This window comes from Nitrosomonas sp., assembly GCF_021731985.1.
Lineage (GTDB): Bacteria > Pseudomonadota > Gammaproteobacteria > Burkholderiales > Nitrosomonadaceae > Nitrosomonas.
Genome location: NZ_JAKFWH010000052.1, coordinates 1 through 22,753, shown reverse-complemented (window position 1 = coordinate 22,753; position 22,753 = coordinate 1). Strand labels below are relative to the sequence as shown.

22 protein-coding genes are annotated in these 22,753 nt (G+C 43.0%); 7 read left to right on the top strand and 15 right to left on the bottom strand.

Annotated elements, in window-relative coordinates; translation table 11 throughout:
* Positions 1 to 127: 127 nt before the first annotated feature.
* Positions 128 to 532 (bottom strand): hypothetical protein, encoded by a 405-nt coding sequence (locus QZ942_RS06650; protein ID WP_292993908.1) that lies wholly within the window; start codon positions 530 to 532, stop codon positions 128 to 130.
* 205 nt (positions 533 to 737) lie between these two features.
* On the opposite strand from QZ942_RS06650, the gene QZ942_RS06645 reads away from it, so the two are divergent.
* Both QZ942_RS06645 and QZ942_RS06640 read left to right on the top strand, forming a co-directional pair.
* Positions 738 to 2,015 carry a divalent metal cation transporter gene (locus QZ942_RS06645; RefSeq protein ID WP_292993906.1) on the top strand — a complete coding sequence of 426 codons (1,278 nt, stop codon included), beginning with the start codon at positions 738 to 740 and terminating at the stop codon, positions 2,013 to 2,015.
* 23 nt (positions 2,016 to 2,038) lie between these two features.
* A complete protein-coding gene (locus QZ942_RS06640; RefSeq protein ID WP_292993904.1) occupies positions 2,039 to 3,844 on the top strand; it encodes an ABC transporter ATP-binding protein/permease in 1,806 nt (601 codons plus the stop codon).
* Here QZ942_RS06640 and QZ942_RS06635 read toward each other — a convergent pair.
* A complete protein-coding gene (locus QZ942_RS06635; protein WP_292993902.1) occupies positions 3,794 to 4,024 on the bottom strand; it encodes a hypothetical protein in 231 nt (76 codons plus the stop codon). The genes QZ942_RS06640 and QZ942_RS06635 overlap by 51 nt on opposite strands.
* A gap of 68 nt (positions 4,025 to 4,092) precedes the next feature.
* Here QZ942_RS06635 and motA point away from each other — a divergent pair, with 68 nt between their 5' ends.
* The 3 genes from motA to QZ942_RS06620 are packed head-to-tail and all read left to right on the top strand — an operon-like array spanning position 4,093 to position 6,689.
* Positions 4,093 to 4,953 carry a flagellar motor stator protein MotA gene (motA, locus tag QZ942_RS06630; protein ID WP_292993900.1) on the top strand — a complete coding sequence of 287 codons (861 nt, stop codon included), beginning with the start codon at positions 4,093 to 4,095 and terminating at the stop codon, positions 4,951 to 4,953.
* 41 nt (positions 4,954 to 4,994) lie between these two features.
* Positions 4,995 to 5,921 carry a flagellar motor protein MotB gene (motB, locus tag QZ942_RS06625; RefSeq protein WP_292993899.1) on the top strand — a complete coding sequence of 309 codons (927 nt, stop codon included), beginning with the start codon at positions 4,995 to 4,997 and terminating at the stop codon, positions 5,919 to 5,921.
* Between the two features lie 15 nt (positions 5,922 to 5,936).
* On the top strand, positions 5,937 to 6,689 hold the full coding sequence (locus QZ942_RS06620; RefSeq protein WP_292993898.1) for a class I SAM-dependent methyltransferase: 753 nt from the start codon (positions 5,937 to 5,939) through the stop codon (positions 6,687 to 6,689).
* Between the two features lie 20 nt (positions 6,690 to 6,709).
* On the opposite strand, the gene cysS is transcribed toward QZ942_RS06620, so the two are convergent.
* On the bottom strand, positions 6,710 to 8,092 hold the full coding sequence (cysS, locus tag QZ942_RS06615; RefSeq protein WP_292993897.1) for a cysteine--tRNA ligase: 1,383 nt from the start codon (positions 8,090 to 8,092) through the stop codon (positions 6,710 to 6,712).
* A 148-nt stretch (positions 8,093 to 8,240) separates the two neighbouring features.
* On the opposite strand from cysS, the gene QZ942_RS06610 reads away from it, so the two are divergent.
* Positions 8,241 to 8,834: a peptidylprolyl isomerase gene (locus QZ942_RS06610; RefSeq protein ID WP_292993896.1), complete on the top strand. Its 594-nt coding sequence runs from the start codon at positions 8,241 to 8,243 to the stop codon at positions 8,832 to 8,834.
* A 29-nt stretch (positions 8,835 to 8,863) separates the two neighbouring features.
* A complete protein-coding gene (locus tag QZ942_RS06605) occupies positions 8,864 to 9,355 on the top strand; it encodes a peptidylprolyl isomerase (RefSeq protein WP_292993895.1) in 492 nt (163 codons plus the stop codon).
* A gap of 64 nt (positions 9,356 to 9,419) precedes the next feature.
* Here QZ942_RS06605 and QZ942_RS06600 read toward each other — a convergent pair whose 3' ends face one another.
* The 12 genes from QZ942_RS06600 to QZ942_RS06545 form a co-directional block, all read right to left on the bottom strand.
* Positions 9,420 to 10,595, bottom strand: a complete 1,176-nt coding sequence (locus QZ942_RS06600) for an O-succinylhomoserine sulfhydrylase (protein ID WP_292993894.1) — start codon at positions 10,593 to 10,595, stop codon at positions 9,420 to 9,422.
* A 126-nt stretch (positions 10,596 to 10,721) separates the two neighbouring features.
* Positions 10,722 to 12,242 (bottom strand): amidophosphoribosyltransferase, encoded by a 1,521-nt coding sequence (gene purF, locus QZ942_RS06595; RefSeq protein ID WP_292993893.1) that lies wholly within the window; start codon positions 12,240 to 12,242, stop codon positions 10,722 to 10,724.
* A 104-nt stretch (positions 12,243 to 12,346) separates the two neighbouring features.
* The gene (locus QZ942_RS06590) at positions 12,347 to 12,853 is read right to left on the bottom strand and encodes a CvpA family protein (RefSeq protein WP_292993892.1); all 507 of its coding nucleotides are present in this window, start codon (positions 12,851 to 12,853) and stop codon (positions 12,347 to 12,349) included.
* Positions 12,854 to 12,953: 100 nt separating this feature from the next.
* On the bottom strand, positions 12,954 to 13,655 hold the full coding sequence (locus QZ942_RS06585; RefSeq protein WP_292993891.1) for an SPOR domain-containing protein: 702 nt from the start codon (positions 13,653 to 13,655) through the stop codon (positions 12,954 to 12,956).
* A gap of 16 nt (positions 13,656 to 13,671) precedes the next feature.
* Positions 13,672 to 14,976, bottom strand: coding sequence for a bifunctional tetrahydrofolate synthase/dihydrofolate synthase (gene folC / locus QZ942_RS06580; protein ID WP_292993890.1), 1,305 nt, complete (start codon positions 14,974 to 14,976; stop codon positions 13,672 to 13,674).
* Between the two features lie 59 nt (positions 14,977 to 15,035).
* On the bottom strand, positions 15,036 to 15,905 hold the full coding sequence (gene accD, locus QZ942_RS06575; protein WP_292993889.1) for an acetyl-CoA carboxylase, carboxyltransferase subunit beta: 870 nt from the start codon (positions 15,903 to 15,905) through the stop codon (positions 15,036 to 15,038).
* A 36-nt stretch (positions 15,906 to 15,941) separates the two neighbouring features.
* On the bottom strand, positions 15,942 to 16,742 hold the full coding sequence (trpA, locus tag QZ942_RS06570; protein ID WP_292993910.1) for a tryptophan synthase subunit alpha: 801 nt from the start codon (positions 16,740 to 16,742) through the stop codon (positions 15,942 to 15,944).
* 127 nt (positions 16,743 to 16,869) lie between these two features.
* Entirely contained in the window at positions 16,870 to 18,069 is a 1,200-nt protein-coding gene (gene trpB / locus QZ942_RS06565) for a tryptophan synthase subunit beta (RefSeq protein WP_292993888.1), read from the bottom strand.
* On the bottom strand, positions 18,066 to 18,683 hold the full coding sequence (locus QZ942_RS06560) for a phosphoribosylanthranilate isomerase (RefSeq protein ID WP_292993887.1): 618 nt from the start codon (positions 18,681 to 18,683) through the stop codon (positions 18,066 to 18,068). The genes trpB and QZ942_RS06560 overlap by 4 nt, the downstream gene beginning before the upstream one ends.
* Before the next feature lie 26 nt (positions 18,684 to 18,709).
* Positions 18,710 to 19,507 (bottom strand): tRNA pseudouridine(38-40) synthase TruA, encoded by a 798-nt coding sequence (gene truA, locus QZ942_RS06555; RefSeq protein ID WP_292993886.1) that lies wholly within the window; start codon positions 19,505 to 19,507, stop codon positions 18,710 to 18,712.
* Between the two features lie 207 nt (positions 19,508 to 19,714).
* Positions 19,715 to 21,703, bottom strand: a complete 1,989-nt coding sequence (locus QZ942_RS06550; RefSeq protein WP_292993885.1) for a FimV/HubP family polar landmark protein — start codon at positions 21,701 to 21,703, stop codon at positions 19,715 to 19,717.
* Between the two features lie 670 nt (positions 21,704 to 22,373).
* The coding region (locus QZ942_RS06545; protein WP_292993884.1) for an aspartate-semialdehyde dehydrogenase at positions 22,374 to 22,753 on the bottom strand (380 nt) is incomplete at its 5' end.

Sequence of the window (22,753 nt, the reverse complement as noted above, 5' to 3'; positions counted from 1 at the left end):
AAGCCTACTTGGAATTGGATACGGTTCATGGCCATGGCAGTTCCTCTTTGTTGGCGGGTTCGCTTGGGTCAGTATGCACCTTATAATAGAAAAAATCGGGTTTGGCTGAACAATCTTTCTAATCAGGTTAATTTTTTGCTGGGAAATGGATAATCCGGGCTGGGCCATCCAGCTTTGTTTTGTTAACCAGCGCCTGCAAGGCAGCCGGAAACTCACTTTGTAATCGTGACATGCTGGCTGACAGGTTCGCACGGTAATAAACGGCTTCGTAGGCAACCGGTTGATCCAGCGCATCCCGGACTTGCGGCTTAAAATTACGCCACGCAATATCAATCCAGCATTTACGCTCTCCATCGATAAACACGAACTCTTCACGATCAATAATCGCCATATACTGCATGCTGCGAATGGGAACAAATAAATGTTCGGTAGGACAGCGTGCTAATAAGGTAATTGCCAGATTATAAATACTCGCCGGCAAATGACGCGCTTCCCGGCTGATTTCAGGATCTCGATAGCAGGTAATTTCCATAATTGATCTCGTAGCGCATTCTAAAATTCCGGTGTGGTGACCATTCTGCTTACTTCCAACAAATCAGCACAAAGGATATCAATACTTGTGTTACCTTACCGCCGTTGCCGCAGGAACTCAAGAGGGCAAGAAAACAATTACCGTGGTTTTGTTGGAAAAATAAAAAACCGGTTTAATAATACGATATCCCTAAGAAATAAGAACCATGTCACTCTACAAACTTTTTAATCATTTTATCTCACGTTTGGGTCCTGGATTATTGTATGCAGGTGCCGCTGTCGGTGTGTCGCATTTGGTGCAATCCACGCAGGCGGGTGGAATGTTTGGATTTGATCTGATAATTGCTATCATTATCATCCATCTGGTTAAGTATCCTTTCTTTGAATTTGGACCGCGCTATACCGCTGCGACGGGGCAAAACATATTACACGGCTATATGAAACTCGGGAAATGGGCCGTTTGGTTATACCTGCTCATGACGATAGCCACCATGTTTATCGTTCAAGCGGCTATTACTGTAGTTACTTCCGGTTTGATAACGCATATTTTTGGACTGGAAGGACTTGGCGGACATGATCCGCAGATAGTAGCATTGATCATCAGCAGTGCATTACTCCTGTTTTCCTTCACATTACTGGTGAGCGGTCACTATGTATTGTTAGATAAATTGATGAAAGTCATCATCCTGGTACTCACGATAACTTCTGTTGCTGCCGTGATCATGTTGTTGTTCGATAATCCAGGACATCATAAAACGGCAACTGTTTTTTTCTCTTTTTCTGATACCGCACATTTAATATTTTTAGCAACATTCCTTGGTTGGATGCCTGCGCCGCTGGATCTTTCCGTGTGGCATTCCATCTGGTCAAAAAGCAAGAATGAAAGCGACGGTAAGATAACCAGCATGAAAGAAACCTTATTCGATTTCAGAGTCGGCTATATCGGAACCGCATTCCTGGCGATATGCTTCTTATTACTAGGTGCACTCGTCATGTATGGCAGTGATGAAACATTTGCACCCGGAGGCGCTGCATTTGCAGGCCAGTTGATGAATATGTATGAACAAGCCCTGGGACCATGGGCTTATCCTGTTGTTGCCATTGCCGCACTGGCCACCATGTTTAGCACCACACTGACCGTACTAGATGCTTTTCCGCGTACTATTAGTGCTTCGCTTGAATTGTTGTTCCCTCAACAAATTAAGCATCGCAATAATGAGAGAACTTATTTAATCTGGTTATTCGTTATCATCACCGGCACATTATTAATACTGTTCTTTTATATGACCTCCATGCGGGAAATGGTAAAAATTGCCACCGTGATTGCTTTTGTTGCGGCGCCCATTCTGGCAATACTGAACATGCAGGCGATGTTTAATAAAAGCATACCTGACGAGCATCGTCCCGGAAAACTCATGTTGCTCTGGTGTTGGTTGGGAGTGGCTGCTTTGTTGGGATGTTCGATCAGTTATTTACTACTTTAATCTGTATCTTTTAATCGATCCCGATGCGCCCCACTCGACTTGAGAAACCTGCAGCCACACGCAACAATTTGAAAACGATTGCCGCTCTGCTGCCCTATTTATGGGAATTCAAAGTCAGAGTTGTCCTGGCACTTAGTCTGTTGGTATTGGCTAAACTCGCCAATGTTTCGGTGCCCCTGGTTTTAAAGGAAATTGTCGATGCCTTAGATCAACCGCGTGCCATGTTGGTACTACCGGTTTTTTTATTGGTTAGCTATGGCGTCTTACGCCTGTGTAGTACCTTATTCGGGGAATTGCGCGACGCAATCTTCGCCAAAGTAACGCAACGCGCGATCCGCCGGGTTGCGAACAAAGTATTTATGCATTTGCATACATTGTCTTTGCGCTTCCACCTGGAGCGTCAAACCGGCGGGGTTTCGCGCGATATTGAGCGTGGTACGCGCGGCATTTCATTCCTGCTAAATTTTATGCTGTTCAATATCTTGCCTACCTTGCTGGAAATCAGCCTGGTGCTCGCCATATTACTCAGCAAGTACGACATCTGGTTTTCCATCATCATTTTCTTGACCCTATTGGCCTATATTACCTTAACGCTGATCGTTACCGAATGGCGCATGATTTTTCGCCGCACCATGAACAACATGGATTCAAAAGCCAATACCCAGGCAATAGACAGCTTGCTGAATTACGAAACGGTAAAATATTTTGGCAATGAAGCCTGGGAAGCGCGCCGTTACGATGAGCATCTGCAATCCTGGGAAAAAGCCGCTGTCCGCAACCAGACTTCACTGGCAACATTGAATGCCGGACAAAGCGCCATCATCGCTGCGGGCGTCACATTTTTAATGCTGCTGGCCGCCGATAAAGTCGTCGAGGGCAGCATGACCCTAGGTGATCTGGTGCTGATCAATGCCTTTATGTTGCAACTTTACATGCCATTGCATTTTCTGGGTTTTGTTTATCGTGAAATCAAGCATTCTTTGGCTGATATGGAGCGCATGTTCACGCTATTGGATGAAAATAAGGAAATTCAGGATAAACCGGATGCCCAAATACTCAATGCGCAAAATCCAGCTATCCGCTTTAGCCAGGTTAATTTTAATTATGAATCCAACCGTCAGATACTGTTTGACGTCAGCTTTGATATTCCAGCTGGTCAAAACATTGCGGTGGTAGGCCAAAGCGGCTCGGGGAAATCCACGCTCGCACGCTTACTGTTCCGTTTTTATGACGTGCAATCGGGTTCCATTCTTATCAATAATCAGGATATCCGGGATGTCACCCAGCAAAGCCTGCGGGCATCCATGGGTATCGTTCCGCAAGATACGGTGTTATTTAACGACAGCATTTTTTACAACATTGCTTATGGGCGACCGAATGCAACGCAAGAAGAGATCTACGCGGCAGCCCGATCAGCACATATTCATGATTTTATTGAAAGTCTACCGGAAAAATATGCAACGCTTGTCGGCGAACGTGGTTTGAAACTGTCCGGGGGTGAAAAACAACGTGTGGCTATCGCTCGCACTATTCTGAAGAATCCGGAAATACTGATTTTTGATGAAGCGACATCGGCACTGGATTCAAAATCCGAAAAACGCATACAAGCAGAATTAAAACGCATCGCAAAAAACCGCACCACATTAACCATTGCCCACCGGCTTTCCACCATCGCCGATGCCGATCAAATTCTGGTGATGGATCATGGCCGCATCATTGAACGCGGCTCCCATACGCAACTACTGGCAGCCAACGGCACTTATGCGCATATGTGGGAGTTACAACAACAAGAAGAAATTAAGCAACATCAGCAAGTTCCCCTCTCCTGACAACCGGGAAAAACCACTCCAAAGAGCAATTGCTTCCGCACCACTCCTAAACAATGCCCAAGCTTCCTGTCCCATGCGCCATTCATTATTTGTACCGGCAAAGAAAATACCGGAAATACTAGAAATCCAGAAAATACAGGGAAAACTAGCCTTATCTCCAGAAATGAATTTTCTAGCCATATGCTAACTTCTCACTTCAGAATCTGCCGTCGATAGATTGCATAATCACATTCTAAGGAGTTACCGTAATGCTAGTTTCTGTTGGTTATCTCATCATTATTATTTCTGTATTTGGCGGTTTTGCATTAGCGGGTGGTCATCTCGCTTCTTTGTGGCAACCCGTTGAGGTGCTTATGATTGGTGGTGGTGCTCTAGGGGCTTTAGTGGTTGGCAATTCGAATAAAGCCATTAAAGCCACTCTAAAAGCGCTACCTACTGTTTTCAAAGGCTCCAAATACACCAAAGCGCTTTATATGGATTTAATGACATTGCTCTATGAAATACTCGGAAAAATCCGTAAAGAAGGATTAATGTCCATTGAAGGAGACGTGGACGATCCAGCCAGCAGTCCTATCTTTACGAAATACCCCGATATTTTGGCTGATCACCATATCACAGAATTTATCACGGACTATTTAAGGTTAATGGTCGGCGGCAATCTCAATTCTTTGGAAATTGAGAGTTTAATGGATAGTGAGCTGGAGACGCATCACCAAGAGGGTGAAGTCCCCATACACGTGGTCGCTAAACTGGGCGATGGATTACCTGCTTTTGGCATTGTGGCTGCTGTGATGGGGGTGGTACACACCATGGAATCAGTTCATCTTCCACCAGCAGAATTGGGAATTTTGATTGCTGCGGCGTTGGTGGGCACATTTCTTGGAATTTTACTGGCTTACGGATTTGTCAGCCCGCTCGCCGGAAAACTTGAACATGGTTTGCATGAATCCAGTAAGCTATTTGAGTGTATAAAAATCACACTGCTAGCCAATTTAAATGGCTATTCCCCGGTTCTTGCAATTGAATTTGGCCGAAAAGTCTTGTTCACGACCGAGAGACCATCTTTCCTTGAGTTGGAAGAACATGTCAAACAGAGCAAAACGAAGTAGTTTTTCCACAAAGATTTCCCATTTGAATTGCGAGAATAGTTATGGCCGATGATCTTTCACAGCGCCCGATTGTCATCAAGCGGATTAAGAAGGTAGCGGGTGGCCACCATGGTGGTGCCTGGAAAATTGCTTATGCTGACTTTGTCACCGCTATGATGGCATTCTTTTTATTAATGTGGTTACTGGGATCATCTACCAAGAGTCAATTGGAAGGCATTTCTGAACATTTTAAAACACCGTTAAAAGTTGCCCTGATGGGTGGATCATCCGTTGGCGAAAGCAGCAGTTTAATTAAAGGAGGTGGAACCGATTTGACACGTCAGCAAGGTCAAGTACAGAAAAGTACAGCGGAAGAAGATAAAAAAGCCAAAAAAATCATCAAGGAACGCGCCGAATTGATCAAGCTTGAAGGGCTAAAAAAGAAAATAGAAGATGCGGTTGAAGCCAACCCATCATTAAAGAAATTTGCAAACCAACTTTTACTGGATATCACATCAGATGGACTAAGGATTCAAATTGTCGATGAACAAAATCGTCCTATGTTTGCATCGGGAAAAGCCGAATTGCAACCCTATACAAAAACCATTCTGCGCGAAATTGGTAAAATGCTCAACGATGTCGAAAACAAAATCAGCCTCTCCGGGCATACGGATGGAAAACCATTTCCAACCGGAGACAAGGGTTACAGCAATTGGGAGTTATCGGCCGATCGTGCGAATGCTTCCCGGCGAGAGCTGATTGTTGGTGGCATGGATACGAGCAAGGTTCTACAAGTCATCGGTTTATCTTCTGCCGTGTTATTTGATAAGGATGCCCCGCTCAACCCCATTAATCGCCGGATCAGTATCGTGGTTATGAATGAGAGAGCTGAGAAATCCATCACGATGGATAAGCACACACTCGATATTGATATGCAAGATGAGCCCAATAAAGAATTATTACAGAGCCCAGAAAATAGCTCCTTATAACACTACCAATCCTAAATGTTAAAACACCTCCATCCAGTCGTTATCGCGCTGCTTATTCAAATAACCACCCTAGTGTCGGTTGGTTCTTTTATAGTAGTGCAATCAGCCATTGCATTGAGCCTATTCGAATGGGGCCTAGTGCAGGGATTATTGGCCGGATTGATCAGTTATTCCATGAGGATGCCGGTATGGTGGATTTCGATTCACCTAGCATTCATTCCTCTGGCTATCACTACACTGGCGTTAAATATTTCTTCAACTTGGTTTCTGGGATTTTTTCTCTGCTTATTATTAATTTATGGAAAAACTTATAAAACCCAAGTACCGCTTTATCTTTCAAGTAAAAGGGTAAATCATGCACTGGAAGCACTATTACCTGAGCAAGGGCAATTTTCTTTTGTTGATCTAGGAAGCGGCTGCGGCGGCTTAGTGAAGAATCTGGCGAACACCCACAGAAATGGCATATTCCACGGCATTGAATCGGCACCTTTGCCATTCTTAATCAGTAAACTAAGAAATCTATTTTGCGCCTCAACCTGTAAAGTATTTTGGGGGGATTTCTGGGAATACGATTTCTCAAAATATGATGTTGTCTATGCCTATCTGTCGCCGGTTCCTATGGAGTCGCTTTGGCACAAAGCGATTAAGGAGATGCGTCCGGGCAGCCTACTCATCAGCAATACTTTCATGATCCCTGGCATCACACCGCATAAAAGTATCCAACTCGATGATTTTTCAAATTCTACGCTGTATCTATGGAAAATATAGATCGCCTGAATTACGAATTTTTATGAGCGCCGCCAGGTTGTACCCTGTGGATTGTCCTCAAGAATGATGCCTTTTTCCAGAAGATTTTTACGGATTGCATCGGCATCGGAATACCGGCCTTCTTTGCGTGCGCTTATCCGTTGCTGAATCAACTGTTCAATCTCATCTTGCGTTAAAGAATCCAATTCACTAGTTACAACTTTATTTTGCAAATAATCTCGCGGATTCTGTTGCAACAAACCCAATAAATTACCCAGTCCTTTTAGTAATCCCGCATTCTCTTCTGAGCCCGTTTTATTGATGTCACTGGCAAGCTCAAACAATACTGCAATTGCTTCCGGTGTATTAAAGTCATCATTCATTGCAGTTTTAAATCTCTGCGCATGAAGATTATTCCAATCGATCGTCGGCATATCAACCGGTCTTACTTCCTTGAGTGCAATATATAGACGATCCAGTGCAAGTTTTGTATCTTTGAGATGCTGATCAGAATAATTTAATGGGCTGCGGTATTGTGCACGTAAAATAAAGAAACGCACCACCTCAGGTTGATAATGTTTCAGTATTTCGCGAACCGTAAAAAAATTACCTAAAGACTTTGACATCTTTTCATTATCAACGCGCACAAATCCATTATGCATCCAGTAATTAACAAATGGATGATCATGCGCACCTTCACTTTGGGCAATTTCATTTTCATGATGTGGAAATTGCAGATCCTGTCCTCCGCCATGAATATCAAAATGCACGCCCAATAGTTGTTCACTCATTGCCGAGCACTCAATGTGCCAGCCTGGACGTCCCCTTCCCCAAGGAGATTCCCAAGACGGCTCTGCCGGCTTGGCCGATTTCCACAGCACAAAATCCAATGGGTCCTTTTTATTCGAATCAATTTCTACGCGTTCTCCGGCACGCAGATCATTCAGAGATTTTCCGGAAAGTTTTCCGTAACTTGGAAAGTTGTGCACAGCATAATAAACATCACCATTACTTGCCTGATAGGCAAGATTCTTTTCAATCAAGGTGCCGATCATACGGACCATGTTTTCGACATATCCCGTTGCACGCGGTTCAAAGGTCGGTGATGAAACGCCTAGCGCTGAAGAATCTTCATTCATGGCTTGAATAAAACGATGTGTCAGTGTTTCGATTGATTCATTGTTTTCTTGCGCGCGTTTGATAATTTTGTCGTCGATATCGGTAATATTCCGTACATAGCTGACATCAAAATCATTCGCCTTAAACCAGCGGACAATCGTGTCGAAAACAACCAGAACCCGCGCATGCCCTAAATGACAGAAATCATAAACGGTCATGCCGCAAACATATATTTTTACTTCTCCAGGTATAATGGGAACAAAGTCTTGTTTTTCCCGGGCGATTGAGTTATAAATTTTAAGCATAAGGCCAACAGATAAAATTGTAGAGTCGACTATCTTCTTGATAGAATTCGGATGTTCTTGATGAGTGAATCAGGAAATAAATAGCCAATGAGTATAGCATATTGTAAATATGAAACTCTTACCCTCGTTTATAACTAATAGGATAACTATGCGACTCTGCCAGATTTTGATTTTTCTGTTTTTAATTTCGATAAACCTGGGTGTTAATGCCGCAGACATACGAGTTGAAATGAAAACGAATATTGGGAATGTTGTACTCGAGCTTTACCCAGACAAAGCACCCAAAACAGTTGAAAATTTTCTGCAATATGTTGAAGAGGGTTTCTATAAAAATACGCTGTTCCACCGTGTGATATCCGGTTTTATGATTCAAGGCGGCGGATTCGATACTACTTTCAATCAGAAACCGGCCAGACCACCGATTCAGAATGAGGCTGCCAATGGTTTAAAGAATGAAATTGGAACCATAGCAATGGCGCGCACATCGGACCCGCATTCTGCTTCTGCGCAATTTTTTATCAATGTCGCGAATAATGGATTCCTTAATTATAAAGCACCCAGCCAAAGCGGTTATGGATACACTGTATTTGGCAAAGTAATTACCGGCATGGAAATTGTGAATAAGATCGCATCCACACCAACTGGGTCAGGCGGCCCTTTTCCAGGAGATGTGCCAAAAAATAGCGTAATTATCGAAGAAATTATTAAATTACCTGTTCCTGAGAAACAGAACCCTCAATAACAGGAATCACAAACCCACAAAGGATTGATATGGTCAGATTACAAACTAATTTTGGTGTAATAACACTTGAACTGGATAGTGAGAAAGCGCCTGAAACTGTACAGAACTTTTTAAGTTATGTTACCAGTGGATTTTATGACAACACATTATTTCATCGTGTCATTGATGATTTTATGATTCAGGGTGGCGGATTTGAGTCCGGTATGAAACAAAAAACCACGCAAGCACCCATTCAAAACGAGGCTGCAAATGGACTCAAGAATGATACTTATACCATCGCGATGGCACGTAGTGCTGACGTGCATTCTGCAACCGCGCAATTTTTTATTAATGTGGCCAGCAATGGGTTCTTAAATTATAAATCCCCATCATCGCAAGGCTATGGTTACTGTGTGTTCGGAAAAGTGATTGAAGGTCAAGATATTGTTGATAAAATTAAGAAAGTTAAAACCGGAGATTCTGCTGGCCACCAAAATGTCCCGCTCGAAGATGTTATTATTCAGAAAGCTGAAGTAATTTAATCACTGGCAAGTAGCAAAAAGCATTTTTGAGTGTACGTTAAACATGTACTTACAATCGTGCTTTTTACGACAACCCTCGTGCCAGATCATCCTGAAGATCTTGTACCGCTTCTAACCCCACTGCGATGCGTAGCAACCCATCGGATATGCCAGCGGCATCCCGTGCTTCTTGACTAATACGAGCATGAGTTGTTGTTGCGGGATGTGTCAGTGTGCTCTTAGCATCGCCCAGATTAGCAGTAATCGATATCAGACGTGTCGAATCAATAACACGCCAAGCCGCTTCTTTGCCGCCTTTCACCTCAAATGTGACAATACCGCCACCTGATTTCTGTTGACGTTTTGCCAACTCATATTGCGGATGGGACATTAAGCCAGGATAAAATACACGGGTCACATCCGGTTTGGACTCCAGCCACTGGGCCATTCTCAGGGCATTACCGGCATGTGCCTCCACGCGTATTTTGAGTGTTTCCAGACCTTTCAATATAACCCATGCATTGAATGCGCTGAGCGTTGGTCCGGCTGTACGCAAAAACCCATATATACCGCCATCCATTAGCAATTCCTGGTTACCTAACACGGCGCCCCCCAATACCCTACCTTGCCCATCCAAATACTTGGTTGCAGAATGTATGACAATATCAGCACCCAGCTCAAGCGGTTTTTGCAGAATGGGTGTACAAAAACAATTATCGACGACTAGCCAAATACCAGCCTTTCTGGCAACTCTTGATAATTCAGCGATATCTGAAATTTCCGTTAATGGATTGGACGGCGTTTCCAGAAAAAATAGCTTGGTGTTAGGCTGTATTGCAGTTTCCCATGAATTAACATCCGTAGCCGATACAAACGTGGTATCGATATTAAATCGCTTCAATATGTTGTTGAATAAATTGACAGTGGCACCGAATAAGCTGCGCGACGCGACGATATGATCACCGGCAGAGAGTAATCCCATTACGCATGCAAGTATTGCTGACATACCGGAAGAAGTTGCAATACATGTTTCTGCGCCTTCCAGCACCGCAAGCCGCTCTTCGAATGCAGTTACAGTCGGATTGGTAAACCGGGCATAAATATTCCCCGGCTCACTCCCGGAAAAGCGCGCAGCTGCCTGAGCGGCGCTATCAAAGACAAAACTTGATGTTAAATACATTGCCTCGGAATGTTCATTAAACTGACTACGATGAATACCGGTATGGAGTGCAAGCGTCTCTGGTTGTAAATGATCAGACATGTATATAAAACCTCAAGCAAAAACGTAGAAATGTTAACAATCTGGAAATATTTTAGTATTCACTACTATTGACCTGATTGTTGTAAACATGGGAAAGTGTAATCAATTAAATCTAAAAAGAAATTACTAATCAGAAAAAACCAAACTTAAATCAAGTTGTGTATTGGATCTGGTTTGCAAAAAAGATTGGCTGGAATTTCGTTGTAACTCAATGGTGCGTAAATATTCTGTTGTTACATCGCCTGTAATATATTTCCCATCAAAGCATGACGTCTCAAAATTTTTTAAAGTGGGAGATATTTTTGAGATAGCGCGGCTGAGTGCTTCCAGATCTTGATAAATCAGATAATCGGCACCAATTTCACGGCAAATTTCCTCTGTATCGCGATCGGTTGCTATCAATTCTTGGCGCGTGGGCATATCTATACCGTACACATTGGGGTATCTCACTGGGGGGGCGGCAGACGCAAAATAAATTTTATGTGCACCAGCCTCACGTGCCATCTGCACGATCTCGCGACTTGTCGTGCCGCGGACAATTGAGTCATCAACCAATAAAACATTTTTGCCACGGAATTCTATACCGATTGCATTGAGTTTCTGACGCACCGATTTACGTCGTTGTTGTTGACCCGGCATGATAAAGGTACGACCGACATAACGATTCTTAACAAAACCTTCGCGAAAATTAACCCCCAATTGATTGGCGAGTTGCAAGGCGCTCGGTCGGCTTGAATCAGGTATCGGAATTACCACATCAATATCCAGATGATGCATTGATTCTCTAATTTTTTCAGCGAGATGCTCGCCCATATTCAATCGTGTTTCATAGACCGAAATACCATCGATCACGGAATCAGGCCGAGCCAGGTATACATATTCAAAAATACAAGGATTCAGCGAATAATTGGTTGCACATTGTTTATTGTAAAAATTTCCAGTTTCATCAATAAAAATAGCTTCTCCTGGCGCCACATCGCGTATCAGTTTAAAGCCCAATGTATCGAGAGCAACACTTTCTGATGCAATCAGGTACTCGTGCCCATTTTCACTCTCAACCGTACCAAAAACTAGCGGGCGTATGCCATAGGGATCGCGGAAAGCTAACAACCCGTATCCGGCAATCATGGCTATAACAGCATAGGCACCTTTGCAACGTTTATGTACGCCCGATACAGCAGTAAAGATTGTGGCCGGATCAAGTTGGCAATTACGCGTACTTTCCTGTAATTCATGTGCAAGAACATTCAGCAGAACTTCAGTATCTGAGTTCGTATTGACATGCCTTAAGTCAGCCCTAAACAATTCCTGGCTAAGTTCCTCTGCATTTGTCAAATTTCCATTATGGCTCAGTACAATACCAAAAGGCGAATTCACATAAAAAGGTTGTGCCTCTGCTGAGGAATTGGCAGATCCGGCTGTGGGATAGCGCACATGGCCAATACCGATATTACCTGCTAACGCTCGCATATCCCGGGTACGAAACACATCACGCACCAATCCAAGGCCTTTGTGCATATGAAAAGTATTGCCTTGTGCAGTTACTATACCACTTGCATCTTGACCACGATGCTGAAGCATTAATAAACCATCATAAAGCAATTGATTAGCTGGCGATTTTGCAACAATGCCGAGAATTCCACACATAGAAATTATTCCGTAAGATTTGCTCTAATCAGCTCAAATATGTAGATTTAAAATATTTAATAAATGGAATCATAATCATACAAGTGCAAGCGTAGTGAATCATATTAAGAATTTTCTTTTCTTTCGTAGCTGATACGCTTTGACAGATCATTTGGCAACCAAGGTAAAATTTGTATTGCAATCGCTTCCAGCGGACGGCTGAAAACAGCTTGCTGCCAGAATACTTGGTTAGGAATCGTTGTTAGTCCAGCGATCAGAACCAGTAACATTACAATAACAAGTGCTCTGATAAAGCCAAATACAGAACCAAGCAATCGATCAATAAACCCTAATCCAATACCTTTAATTAGAACCGACAGCAACATTGTTGCCAGAGCAGTAATAAGTAATACGGAAAGAAATGCCAAAACAAATGCAATAGAAATCCGGAGTGTTTCACCTGTTATTTCAGCAGGCAGAAATTGTTCAAAAAATGATGCATACGCGCTAGCTACTATAAAAGCAACTATCCAACCAGCAACAGACAGTGCTTCACGAACAAATCCTCGAATAATACTGAGAGCTATCGATACAAGAAAAATGCCTGATACAACATAATCAAAAACAGTCATCGGTTAGAATTAATACAGTTCTTGTGATTAAGCACTATAAATTAAAGTTAACTCAAGGGTTGAGAAAGATGGAAGCTGGGATTCTCATCAGACTTCACAATCATCTTGGCGCCACTACCCCATCTAATCCGATCTTCTTTAGCTTCTTTAATTCATTCTCTGCAGCGCTTCGGGTCATAAAAGGACCAATACGCACACGTGTCACTTCATTACTATCAATTTTAAGTGTTTCAGTATAGGCCTTAAATCCATTTGACACCAAATTTGCCTGTTGCTGCTTTGCTTTCAATTGATCAGAAAATGCGCCTAGCTGTACGACGAATCCCTTGGTCGTATCTGCAGTTGTATTAGTAGCTGAAGTAGCTGTCGCAGGCGTTGTCGCCGCAACTGTTGCTGCTGCAATATTTGTAGCATTCGTGTTTTTTACTTCAACGGGATATTTATCAATTTTCGGTTTAATGCCTGGAATCGGAGTGCGTTTCTGTTCACCGGATACTTCGATGATTTCCTCGGTGCTCTGAAGAGTAGCCTTAGGTTTACTCTGTAATTCGGGTGATGCATCTACGCCATTAATAGATACCCGGCCTGATGGATCTACTTTGGGTACAAAACTATTTTTACTGCTGTTACTAGGTACTGGCAAATTAATGGCAATTTCATGTTTTTCATTCTCGGATTTTGGCTCATCAAAAATAATCGGTAACACAAGTACCGAAATGAGAACTAGAACGATAGCGCCAACCAAACGTCTTCTCGCGCGTTTTCGTAGTAATAATTCTTCTTCACTGATATTTTTAGTCATTTGAAATATCCAATTATTACTTGCTATGAAGCGTGTTTAAATAACGCAACACGTCACCCACCGTATAGAAAGATCCGAATATGCAGATTCTATCATTTTTAGTTGCTTGTTCACAGGCAAAAACAAAAGCCGCCACACAATCTGGAAACTTATAAATGACGTTCTTGTTATTTGAAATACCGGCTTTATGAATCTCATTGATTAAATAATCAGCGGTAGCGGCACGAGGAGTATGAATTGATGGCACCAGCCAAAAATCAATATTATTTCTTAATTCCTGAATCACTCCAAAAATGTCTTTATCCTGCAGCATAGCAAATACAGCGTAGGTATAGCCAGCCAGTTTTGTCGCAACCAAGTTTTCAGACAAAACAGACGCTGCAGCCGGATTATGTGCCACATCTAGAATTATCATGGGTTGCGTTGAAACAACCTGAAATCGGCCTGGTATGACAGCCTCCGTTAACCCTTGACGTACGTCATTCATACTGACAGGCAACGATTCATTTAGCGCGTCTAGTGCAGCTAAGCAAGTACTCGCGTTTTGCAGCTGTTTCTCACCGCGCAAAGCGGGCAAAGGGAGAGAATATCGCCAACCCTTTGGTCCCCAAAAATCCCACTGCGTATCCTTCTTTGAAAAACCAAATGCTTTTTTAAATTGAAAAAAATTTGCACCAATATTTTCAACTTGTTGATTAATCGAATCGGGCAAGTCAATTTCCGCACAAATAGCTGGCTTGTTTTTTCTAAAAATAGCGGCTTTCTCAAATCCTATCTTTTCCCTCGTATCCCCAAGGTAATCCATATGATCCAAATCAATGCTGGTTAAAATTGAACAATCCGCATCAAATATATTGACAGCATCAAGCCGACCGCCCAAACCCACCTCCAAAATTGCCACATCAACTTGAGCCTTAATAAACAAATACATCGCAGTCAACGTACCAAATTCGAAAAAAGTTAAAGAAGTCTGACAATTTTCTCTTGCGGCATTTATTTGTGCAAATGCGTAGCAAAGTCTTTCATCATCAACCTCTTTTTTGTCGATACGAACACGCTCGTTATAGTGAAGTAAATGGGGTGAAGTATAGCAACCCACTTGATAACCAGCACAACACAATATCGATTCAAGCATCGCACACACGGAACCTTTACCGTTTGTACCACCAACTAGAATAATAGGAAATGTAGGCACCAATCCAAGTTCCAGTCTGACCTGATTCACACGATCCAATCCCATTTCTATGGTTTTTGGATGAAGCGCTTCAAGATAAGTTAACCAGTCGACGAGTGAGTCAGATTCTCTACTTGGTGCATTCATGTAATATGAACCACTAGTTATCCTACAATAGCAACATGTTGAAGTATGGACTACTTTAACTAGGATATGGGCGCAGGCACACGCATCAGTTGTGTACAAAGATTGACAAGCTTATCGCGCATTTGTCTTCGATCCACAATCATATCAATCGCGCCATGCTGCAATAAGAATTCAGCCCGCTGGAAGCCTTCGGGAAGTGTTTGACGCACTGTCTGCTCAATAACGCGCGGGCCGGCAAATCCGATAAGTGCACCGGGCTCGGCAATGACCACATCACCAATAAAGGCGAAGCTTGCTGAAACACCACCCATGGTTGGATCTGTCAATACTGAGATAAAAGGTAATTTGTTATGGCTTAGTCGTGTCAGTGCAGCGGTTGTTTTAGCCATTTGCATCAATGAAAACAAACCCTCCTGCATGCGTGCGCCGCCACTGGCACTAAAACATATAAATGGTAAGTGTTGATTAATACACGTTCTAACACCGCGTACAAATCGCTCACCGACAACAGAACCCATCGAGCCGCCCATAAAACCAAATTCAAATACAGCGACGACTACCGGGACAGTCTTGATGGTTCCTCGCATTACCACCAAAGAATCATCTTCATCAGTGCTTTCCTTTGCTTGCGCTAATCGATCTACATAGCGTTTACTATCTTTGAACTTAAGCGCATCAGTGGCAATCACCTCAGCACCAATCTCATTCCGGCCATCGGGATCAAGCAACAAATCAAGGCGATTTCTTGCAGAAATACGATTATGATAATCACATTTAGGACAAACATTCAGATTCTTAGCCAAATCCGTGTAATATAAAACGGCTTCACAGGTACTACATTTACTCCACAAACCTTCTGGAACAATTTTCTTTTCGCCGGTTTCTTTTCTTTTAATTTTTGGTGGAATAATATTCTGAAACCAACTCATGAGTATCGTTTCCTAAACTGTAGGTTGAATATTGCTTTAATTTTCATCGATGGCTTTGCGTAACGTACTTAACAAGTTTCCTACATTATGTAGTAGTTCCTCGCCACCAAATTTCTCAATTTCTTCTATAATTCGACTACCGACTACCACAGCGTCTGCCAGACCGGCTACTGCTTTAGCTGTTGCGCCATCACGAATACCGAACCCAACGCCAATCGGTAGCGAAATATACTGGCGCAGTTGCTTCAACATAACGCTCACTTCTTGAAGATCAAGGTGTGATGCACCGGTTACGCCCTTCAACGAAACGTAGTAAATATAGCCTTTAGCCATTTTTGCCACTTGCTCAATACGTTCCTGAGGCGTTGTAGGAGATAGTAAGAAGATTGCATCAATCCCATGCTGATCCAAGCATTGCACCCACTCACCCGATTCTTCAGGTGGATAGTCAACGATTAGAATACCATCGATACCACAATTTTTTGCTTTGACTGCAAACAATTCATAACCCAATGCTTCAATAGGATTTGCATATCCCATCAAAACAACGGGTGTATCCGTATCCGTTTTTCTGAATTCGGCTACCATATCCAGCACACTATTCAGACTCACATGATGTTTTAAAGCACGCTCCGAAGATCTCTGTATCGTAGGTCCATCTGCCATCGGATCTGAAAACGGTATGCCTAATTCTATGATGTCAGCGCCTGATTGAACCAGCTGATGCATTAACTGGACCGTAATTTCCGGATTGGGATCGCCCGCCGTGATAAATGGAATTAAAGCTTTTCGATTTTGTTTTTTTAATGCAGCAAATGTTTTAGCAATACGATTTATTTTTTTAGTATCACTTTGTTCACTAAAAAAATTCATTAAATTTTTAATACTATCTAGGCTCATTGGCTCAATCCGCTCTCAATTCTTTTCGGAAAATTACAAATACACAACACTGATTATCGAAATGCTAGAGCGTTAACCCAGACATTTGCGCAACAGTCGCCATATCCTTGTCACCTCGACCGGATAGATTAACCAGCAACAATTTGTCTTTCGGTAATGTAGACGCGTATTTGGCAGCATAAGCCAGAGCATGACTTGATTCCAGCGCTGGCATTATGCCTTCATAACGACAGAGCGTATGAAATGCCTCTAGCGCTTCATCATCGGTAATTGCAACATATTCTGCACGCCCGCAATCTTTCAGCCAAGCATGTTCCGGCCCAACGCCAGGGTAATCAAGACCTGCTGATATAGAATGTGTCTCAATAATCTGACCATTTTCATCCTGGATGAGATAGGTACGGTTTCCATGTAATACTCCGGGCCTACCCGTTGATAAGGTCGCTGCATGCTGGTTGGTATCAATACCTTTTCCCGCTGCTTCCACACCAATCAACCGGACATTCACATCATCAATATACGGATAGAATAACCCGATTGCATTTGATCCCCCACCGACACAAGCAATGAGCGCATCCGGTTGCCGACTAAAATCCTCTTGCATCTGCACCTTAGCTTCTTTTCCTATAATCGCCTGAAAATCCCTGACCATCATCGGATAGGGGTGCGGTCCAGCGACTGTGCCAATGATATAAAAAGTGTTCTCAACATTAGTAACCCAGTCACGCATTGCCTCATTTAGCGCATCTTTTAATGTTCGAGATCCCGATTCTACCGGTACCACTGTTGCACCCAAGAGCTTCATGCGATAGACATTGGTAGCTTGCCGTCTAATATCTTCAGAGCCCATATAAACAACGCATTCCATCCCATACCGCGCCGCCACTGTCGCACTGGCCACACCATGTTGGCCGGCACCCGTCTCGGCAATGACACGTTTTTTACCCATGCGCCGGGCTAGCAATGCTTGGCCGATTGTATTGTTTATTTTATGCGCGCCGGTATGATTCAAATCTTCACGTTTCAACAGTATTTGCGCACCACCCAAATGCTCAGACCATCTTTTGGCATGATAGATTGGACTGGGGCGTCCTACATAATGTTTTAATTCATAGGCAAACTCTGCCTGAAAATCCGGGTCGTCACGATAAAATTCATACTGCTTGCGTAAATCCTCAAGTGCCGAAATTAACGTTTCAGCAACAAATATGCCTCCATAAGGTCCAAAGTGACCATTTTTACTGGGGAGATCATAAGCACTCACAATTGTCTAACTCCTTGCATGAAAGAAAAAATTTTTTTTTCATCTTTAATACCTTTTGAAGCTTCCACACCGCTTGAAACATCAACCGCCCACGGCTGAGTCTGCTTAATTGCCATTGCCACATTATTTGGATTTAAACCACCAGAAAGGATAAGCGGCAATGGCAGATATTTGGGAATAAGCTCCCAATTAAAAGTATGCCCCGTGCCCCCAGGCATATCTGCAGCATAAGTATCCAGCAATAATGCTTTTGCAGTCTTATATCTTTCAGCGTATTGTAGCAAATCTGTGTCTTGTTTTACTCTAATCGCCTTAATATAAGGCTGAGAAAATTGATTACAAAATTCCGGTGTTTCATCACCATGAAATTGGAGCAGATTTAATTTGGCAACTTTACTGGTTTCTTCAACCCAAGCAGCATCAGGATCGACATACACACCTACAGTACAAACAAATGGCGGTATATTTGCCGAAATCCGGCGTGCCGAATCCGGATCAATATAGCGTGCACTTTGCGGCCAAAAAACAAAACCAATTGCGTCGACACCCAATTGAATCGCCGTTTGCGCATCTTCACAACGGGTAATTCCACATACTTTCACGCGCACTGACATAATAATCAATAGTCTTTTTTGTGTACTTAATTACGAGTGGATAGTCCTGAAATAATTGGCACTTCAGCTAATTCCGGCATGCGCCAGCCGCAATCATATTTCACACCCGCCAGATACAGCCCTGCAGGAGAGAAAGTTGGTGCTGCGTATATCCGATTGCGACTTCCCAGCAACTCATACATCCACTCAGCAGAATACTTTCCTTTACCAATATATACAAGGCAACCGATAATATTTCTTACCATGTGCTGCAGGAACGCATTGGCGCGCAGTTCAAAAATCAATAAATTTCCGTGGCGTGTGATGTTCAATTGAGTCATTGTCCGAATAGGGGATTTTGCCTGGCATTCGGCCGATCGGAACGAGGAAAAATCATGTTCGCCGATCAAGATGTCACCTGCAGTTTGCATTTTCTCCAACGCAAGCGGTTGATGATACCACCCTACTTTTTTATTATGAATTCCAGGTCTAACAGGATGATTTAATAGCAAATAAATGTAACGCCGCTCAATTGCACTGTATCTTGCATGAAATTTTTCTGATGCTTTGGCTGCCCACAGTATCGCTATATCCCCTGGCAATAACGCATTCACCCCACGTATCCATGCACTGATAGGGCGTTGTACAAGCGTATCAAAATGCACCACCTGATAAAGTGCATGAACCCCCGCATCGGTGCGTCCAGCGGTAGTGACGCGAATTGCTTCTTTTGCTATCCGAGATAAGGCTGTCTCAAGCGCATCCTGAATCGAACACCCTGCCGGCTGACTTTGCCATCCGCAATACCGGCTGCCGTCATATTCTAAGACAAGAATTATGCGCACGAAGAAAAAACCGCCATTCCAAATGGATCAATGTCCAATATTGCTATGTGACCAACCGATATCGCTAAAAGGCCGTTGAAAAATGTATTCGAGGCAGCCGATACAAGGCAAAAACAGGCGAAAAAGCGCAGTTTATGTATGATAAATGAGCATTTTGAGCTTCTTTTTAACACCGCAGCGGCAACGCAGATAGTTTTTCAATGCTTGTTAAAGGCTTTTCAGCATTTTCTTCGCAGCTTTCTGTTGTTTTGTATCACCGTCGCGTACTACTTCTTCGAGCATTTCTTTGGCACCTTCTTTATCATCCATTTCCAGATAAGCTTTTGCCAAATCGAGTTTGGTTTCAACTTCCTGCCATTCCTCACCCGTATCACTTAAATCCGCCTTTTCAACTTTCTCGTCCATCGGATTGGTATCTTCAAGATCCAAATTAATATCGGCTAATTCGAGCTCAGGCATCTTCGACAATGACTCTGATTCCATCGTATCCGATGCAATCTCCTGAGATTGGTCAAATTCCAAAGGCTCATCGGCTAAGCGGGATCTTTCCGCATTGCTTTCAAAGGAACTGGATTCATCAGTCATCTTGGGAATTTCAATTTCATTTGCAGATTCTTCTTCCGTCAAATCGATATCTGAATTAGCAAGTTCAAAATCGACCCCCTCCTTATCCTTTTCTACAGCTTCATCACTGGAGTTTACAGAATCTAAAGGCTGCTCTGATTCATCAAAATTAATCTCCAATGCATAATCGGAAACATTGGTTTCTTTCAAACTTTTGGAATCATCGGGGAACTCAACACCTTCTTCCATAGAACCATCTGCTGAGAGGGTTTGATCCAAAGCTAAATTCTTTTTACCTTCGTCGGTTTCATCGCTCAAATCAAAATCTATTTCATTGGCAAATTCTGCGGAACCATTCTTATCTGTACCAACATCCTGCTGTAAATTATCAGGCAACAACCCATCTTCAACCCGAGGTTCAGAAATAGACGCTATTTCTGAGTCAAATTTCTCAACGTGTTCAGCATCTTCTTCGTAAGAAGCCGTCTCTTTATCAAAAGTTTCATCCTGTTCTTCAGTTCCAGAATAAACATTGATGTTCTCATAGGTTAGATCATCTTCCGTTTCCTCTGATACAGACTGGTTCGTATCAGCCGGAGGCATAGCAGTCTGGGCAGCCGCCATTGAAGCCATCCGCGACCGCATCGATGAAGAAAAGTCTTCTTTCGTTGTATCATCTTCTTCCACATCAGCTTTTAACTGATCTCGACGTCGCTTAAGAATCAGCAAAGTGAGTAACAATACTAGAATCAAGGCTGCACCAATATATTCGATATAATCAAATAGTTGATCGGTCAATGATCGTTCCGTAGTTTCAGGTGATTGCAGTGAACTAACTGTTGTATTCTGTATAATTGCTTCAGTGGCAGGTTGAATCACCGGAGCTTCTTGCACCCGCGGGGAATCCATACCTAGCTTTGGATCTTTTTCTGTTAACGCGTTAACCGTCACAGGTGAACGCACTTCTGGTTGCCTTGTAACAGACTCCGCTTTAATTTGTGCCTGAGCTAAAACGGAATCCTTCAATTCCAGTAATTGCTTCATATTTTCAATGCTTTTCTCCAGCATCGCCACACGCTGATTGGCTTCCTGCAAAGCAAGATTTCGTGCGATAGCATCTTCTTCCATCATCCGGAGACGATCTACCAAAGTAGATTCAGCAATCTGACCATTTTTATCAAGCAACTGAGCGCCACTTGATAGTTTCAAAACTTCTTTAGGGGCTCCGGATGCAGAAATAGATTTTTTATCAATACTGGCCGTGATTTGACCTTGATCCGATTGACTGATTGTGTGAGATGCCGGTGTTTCTCTGCTGATCGTCGCAAGCTTTCCTTGATAATTACGCCAATCCCCAATCTGGGTCTTAATTTCGGCCTTTGCCGTTGATGTATCAATGGTCGTTATTTCACTTTTATCGGGTATCTTAAGAACGACACCAGTCCTGAGCAAATTCATGTTGTCGGCAATAAAAGCATCACGATTCGCACGATAAAGTGCTACAAGCATCTGATTAAGATCGACCCCAGCTGGTAAAACCTGCCGGGCAATAGACGATAGGGTATCTCCCCGATTCACCGGTCCATAGGTTTTTTTCGTTTGACTAGAAGGGCCGTTTTTTGATTTAGCCAAGCTTGCCGCTTGATTATTTTTTCCAATGTCAGGAGATTTTTCAGCATCTAGTCTCGATGCGGTTATTACCGGGGCAGGATTACTGTTCGCTGCAGCTAGATTCTGTGTATTCACTTCAACCGGATCAAGTAAGACGGTATATTCGCGCAATATACGCCCTGAAGTCCAATTTAACTCCATCAGAATCATTAAGAAGGGATCATTAACAGCTTGCGGCGAAGTCAACCTGATATAGAGATTGCCATTAGTCCTTGACTCTACGGAAGCTTTGACAGACGACAGGATAGCCTCATAATTGATACCTGCTTGAGCATATGCCTCTCGCGTTGCGATACTGGCTTTTAGAGACTGCACTTCATCACTGTTGGTGGCAACGATATCGATTTCAGCATTTAGGGGTTGTCCCAACGCTGAATTGAGTGTCAGTTTACCGAGTCCCGCCGCCTGAATAACAGCGCATGGTAATATCAGAATGATTACGAACCAGCTTACTCTAAAAGATGTTTTATACACCGAGGTACCCTCTCTGGTTTTTGAAAATAAATATCGAAAGGCTAGCATTGTAGCGTAATCACGCAAGCTGCTATTATGCCCCAAATTGCAGGCTAATTCATTTTAAACAAACCGATCATCAGCTAAAATCTTTAAGAGAACGAAACAATGAACATACTTAATGCTCAATCAGTATACGCAACATTCTCCGTAGCGGCTCCGCAGCACCCCAGAGCAATTGATCGCCTACTGTAAAAACAGATAAATATTCTCCACCCATCGCCAGTTTCCGCAAACGTCCTACAGGTATCGATAGAGAACCTGTTACTGCTGTGGGTGTTAATCTTGAGGTTGTTGCTGCTCTATCATTGGGAACAATTTGCACCCAATCATTCGAGCCAGCGATGATTCCTTCAATTTCATCTAATGGAACATCTTGTTTTAATTTGATCGTCAAAGCCTGACTATGGCATCGCATCGCGCCGACACGCACGCAGATACCATCAACAGGAATTTGCCGGTTACTTCTGCCGAGAATTTTATTGGTCTCTGCCTGAC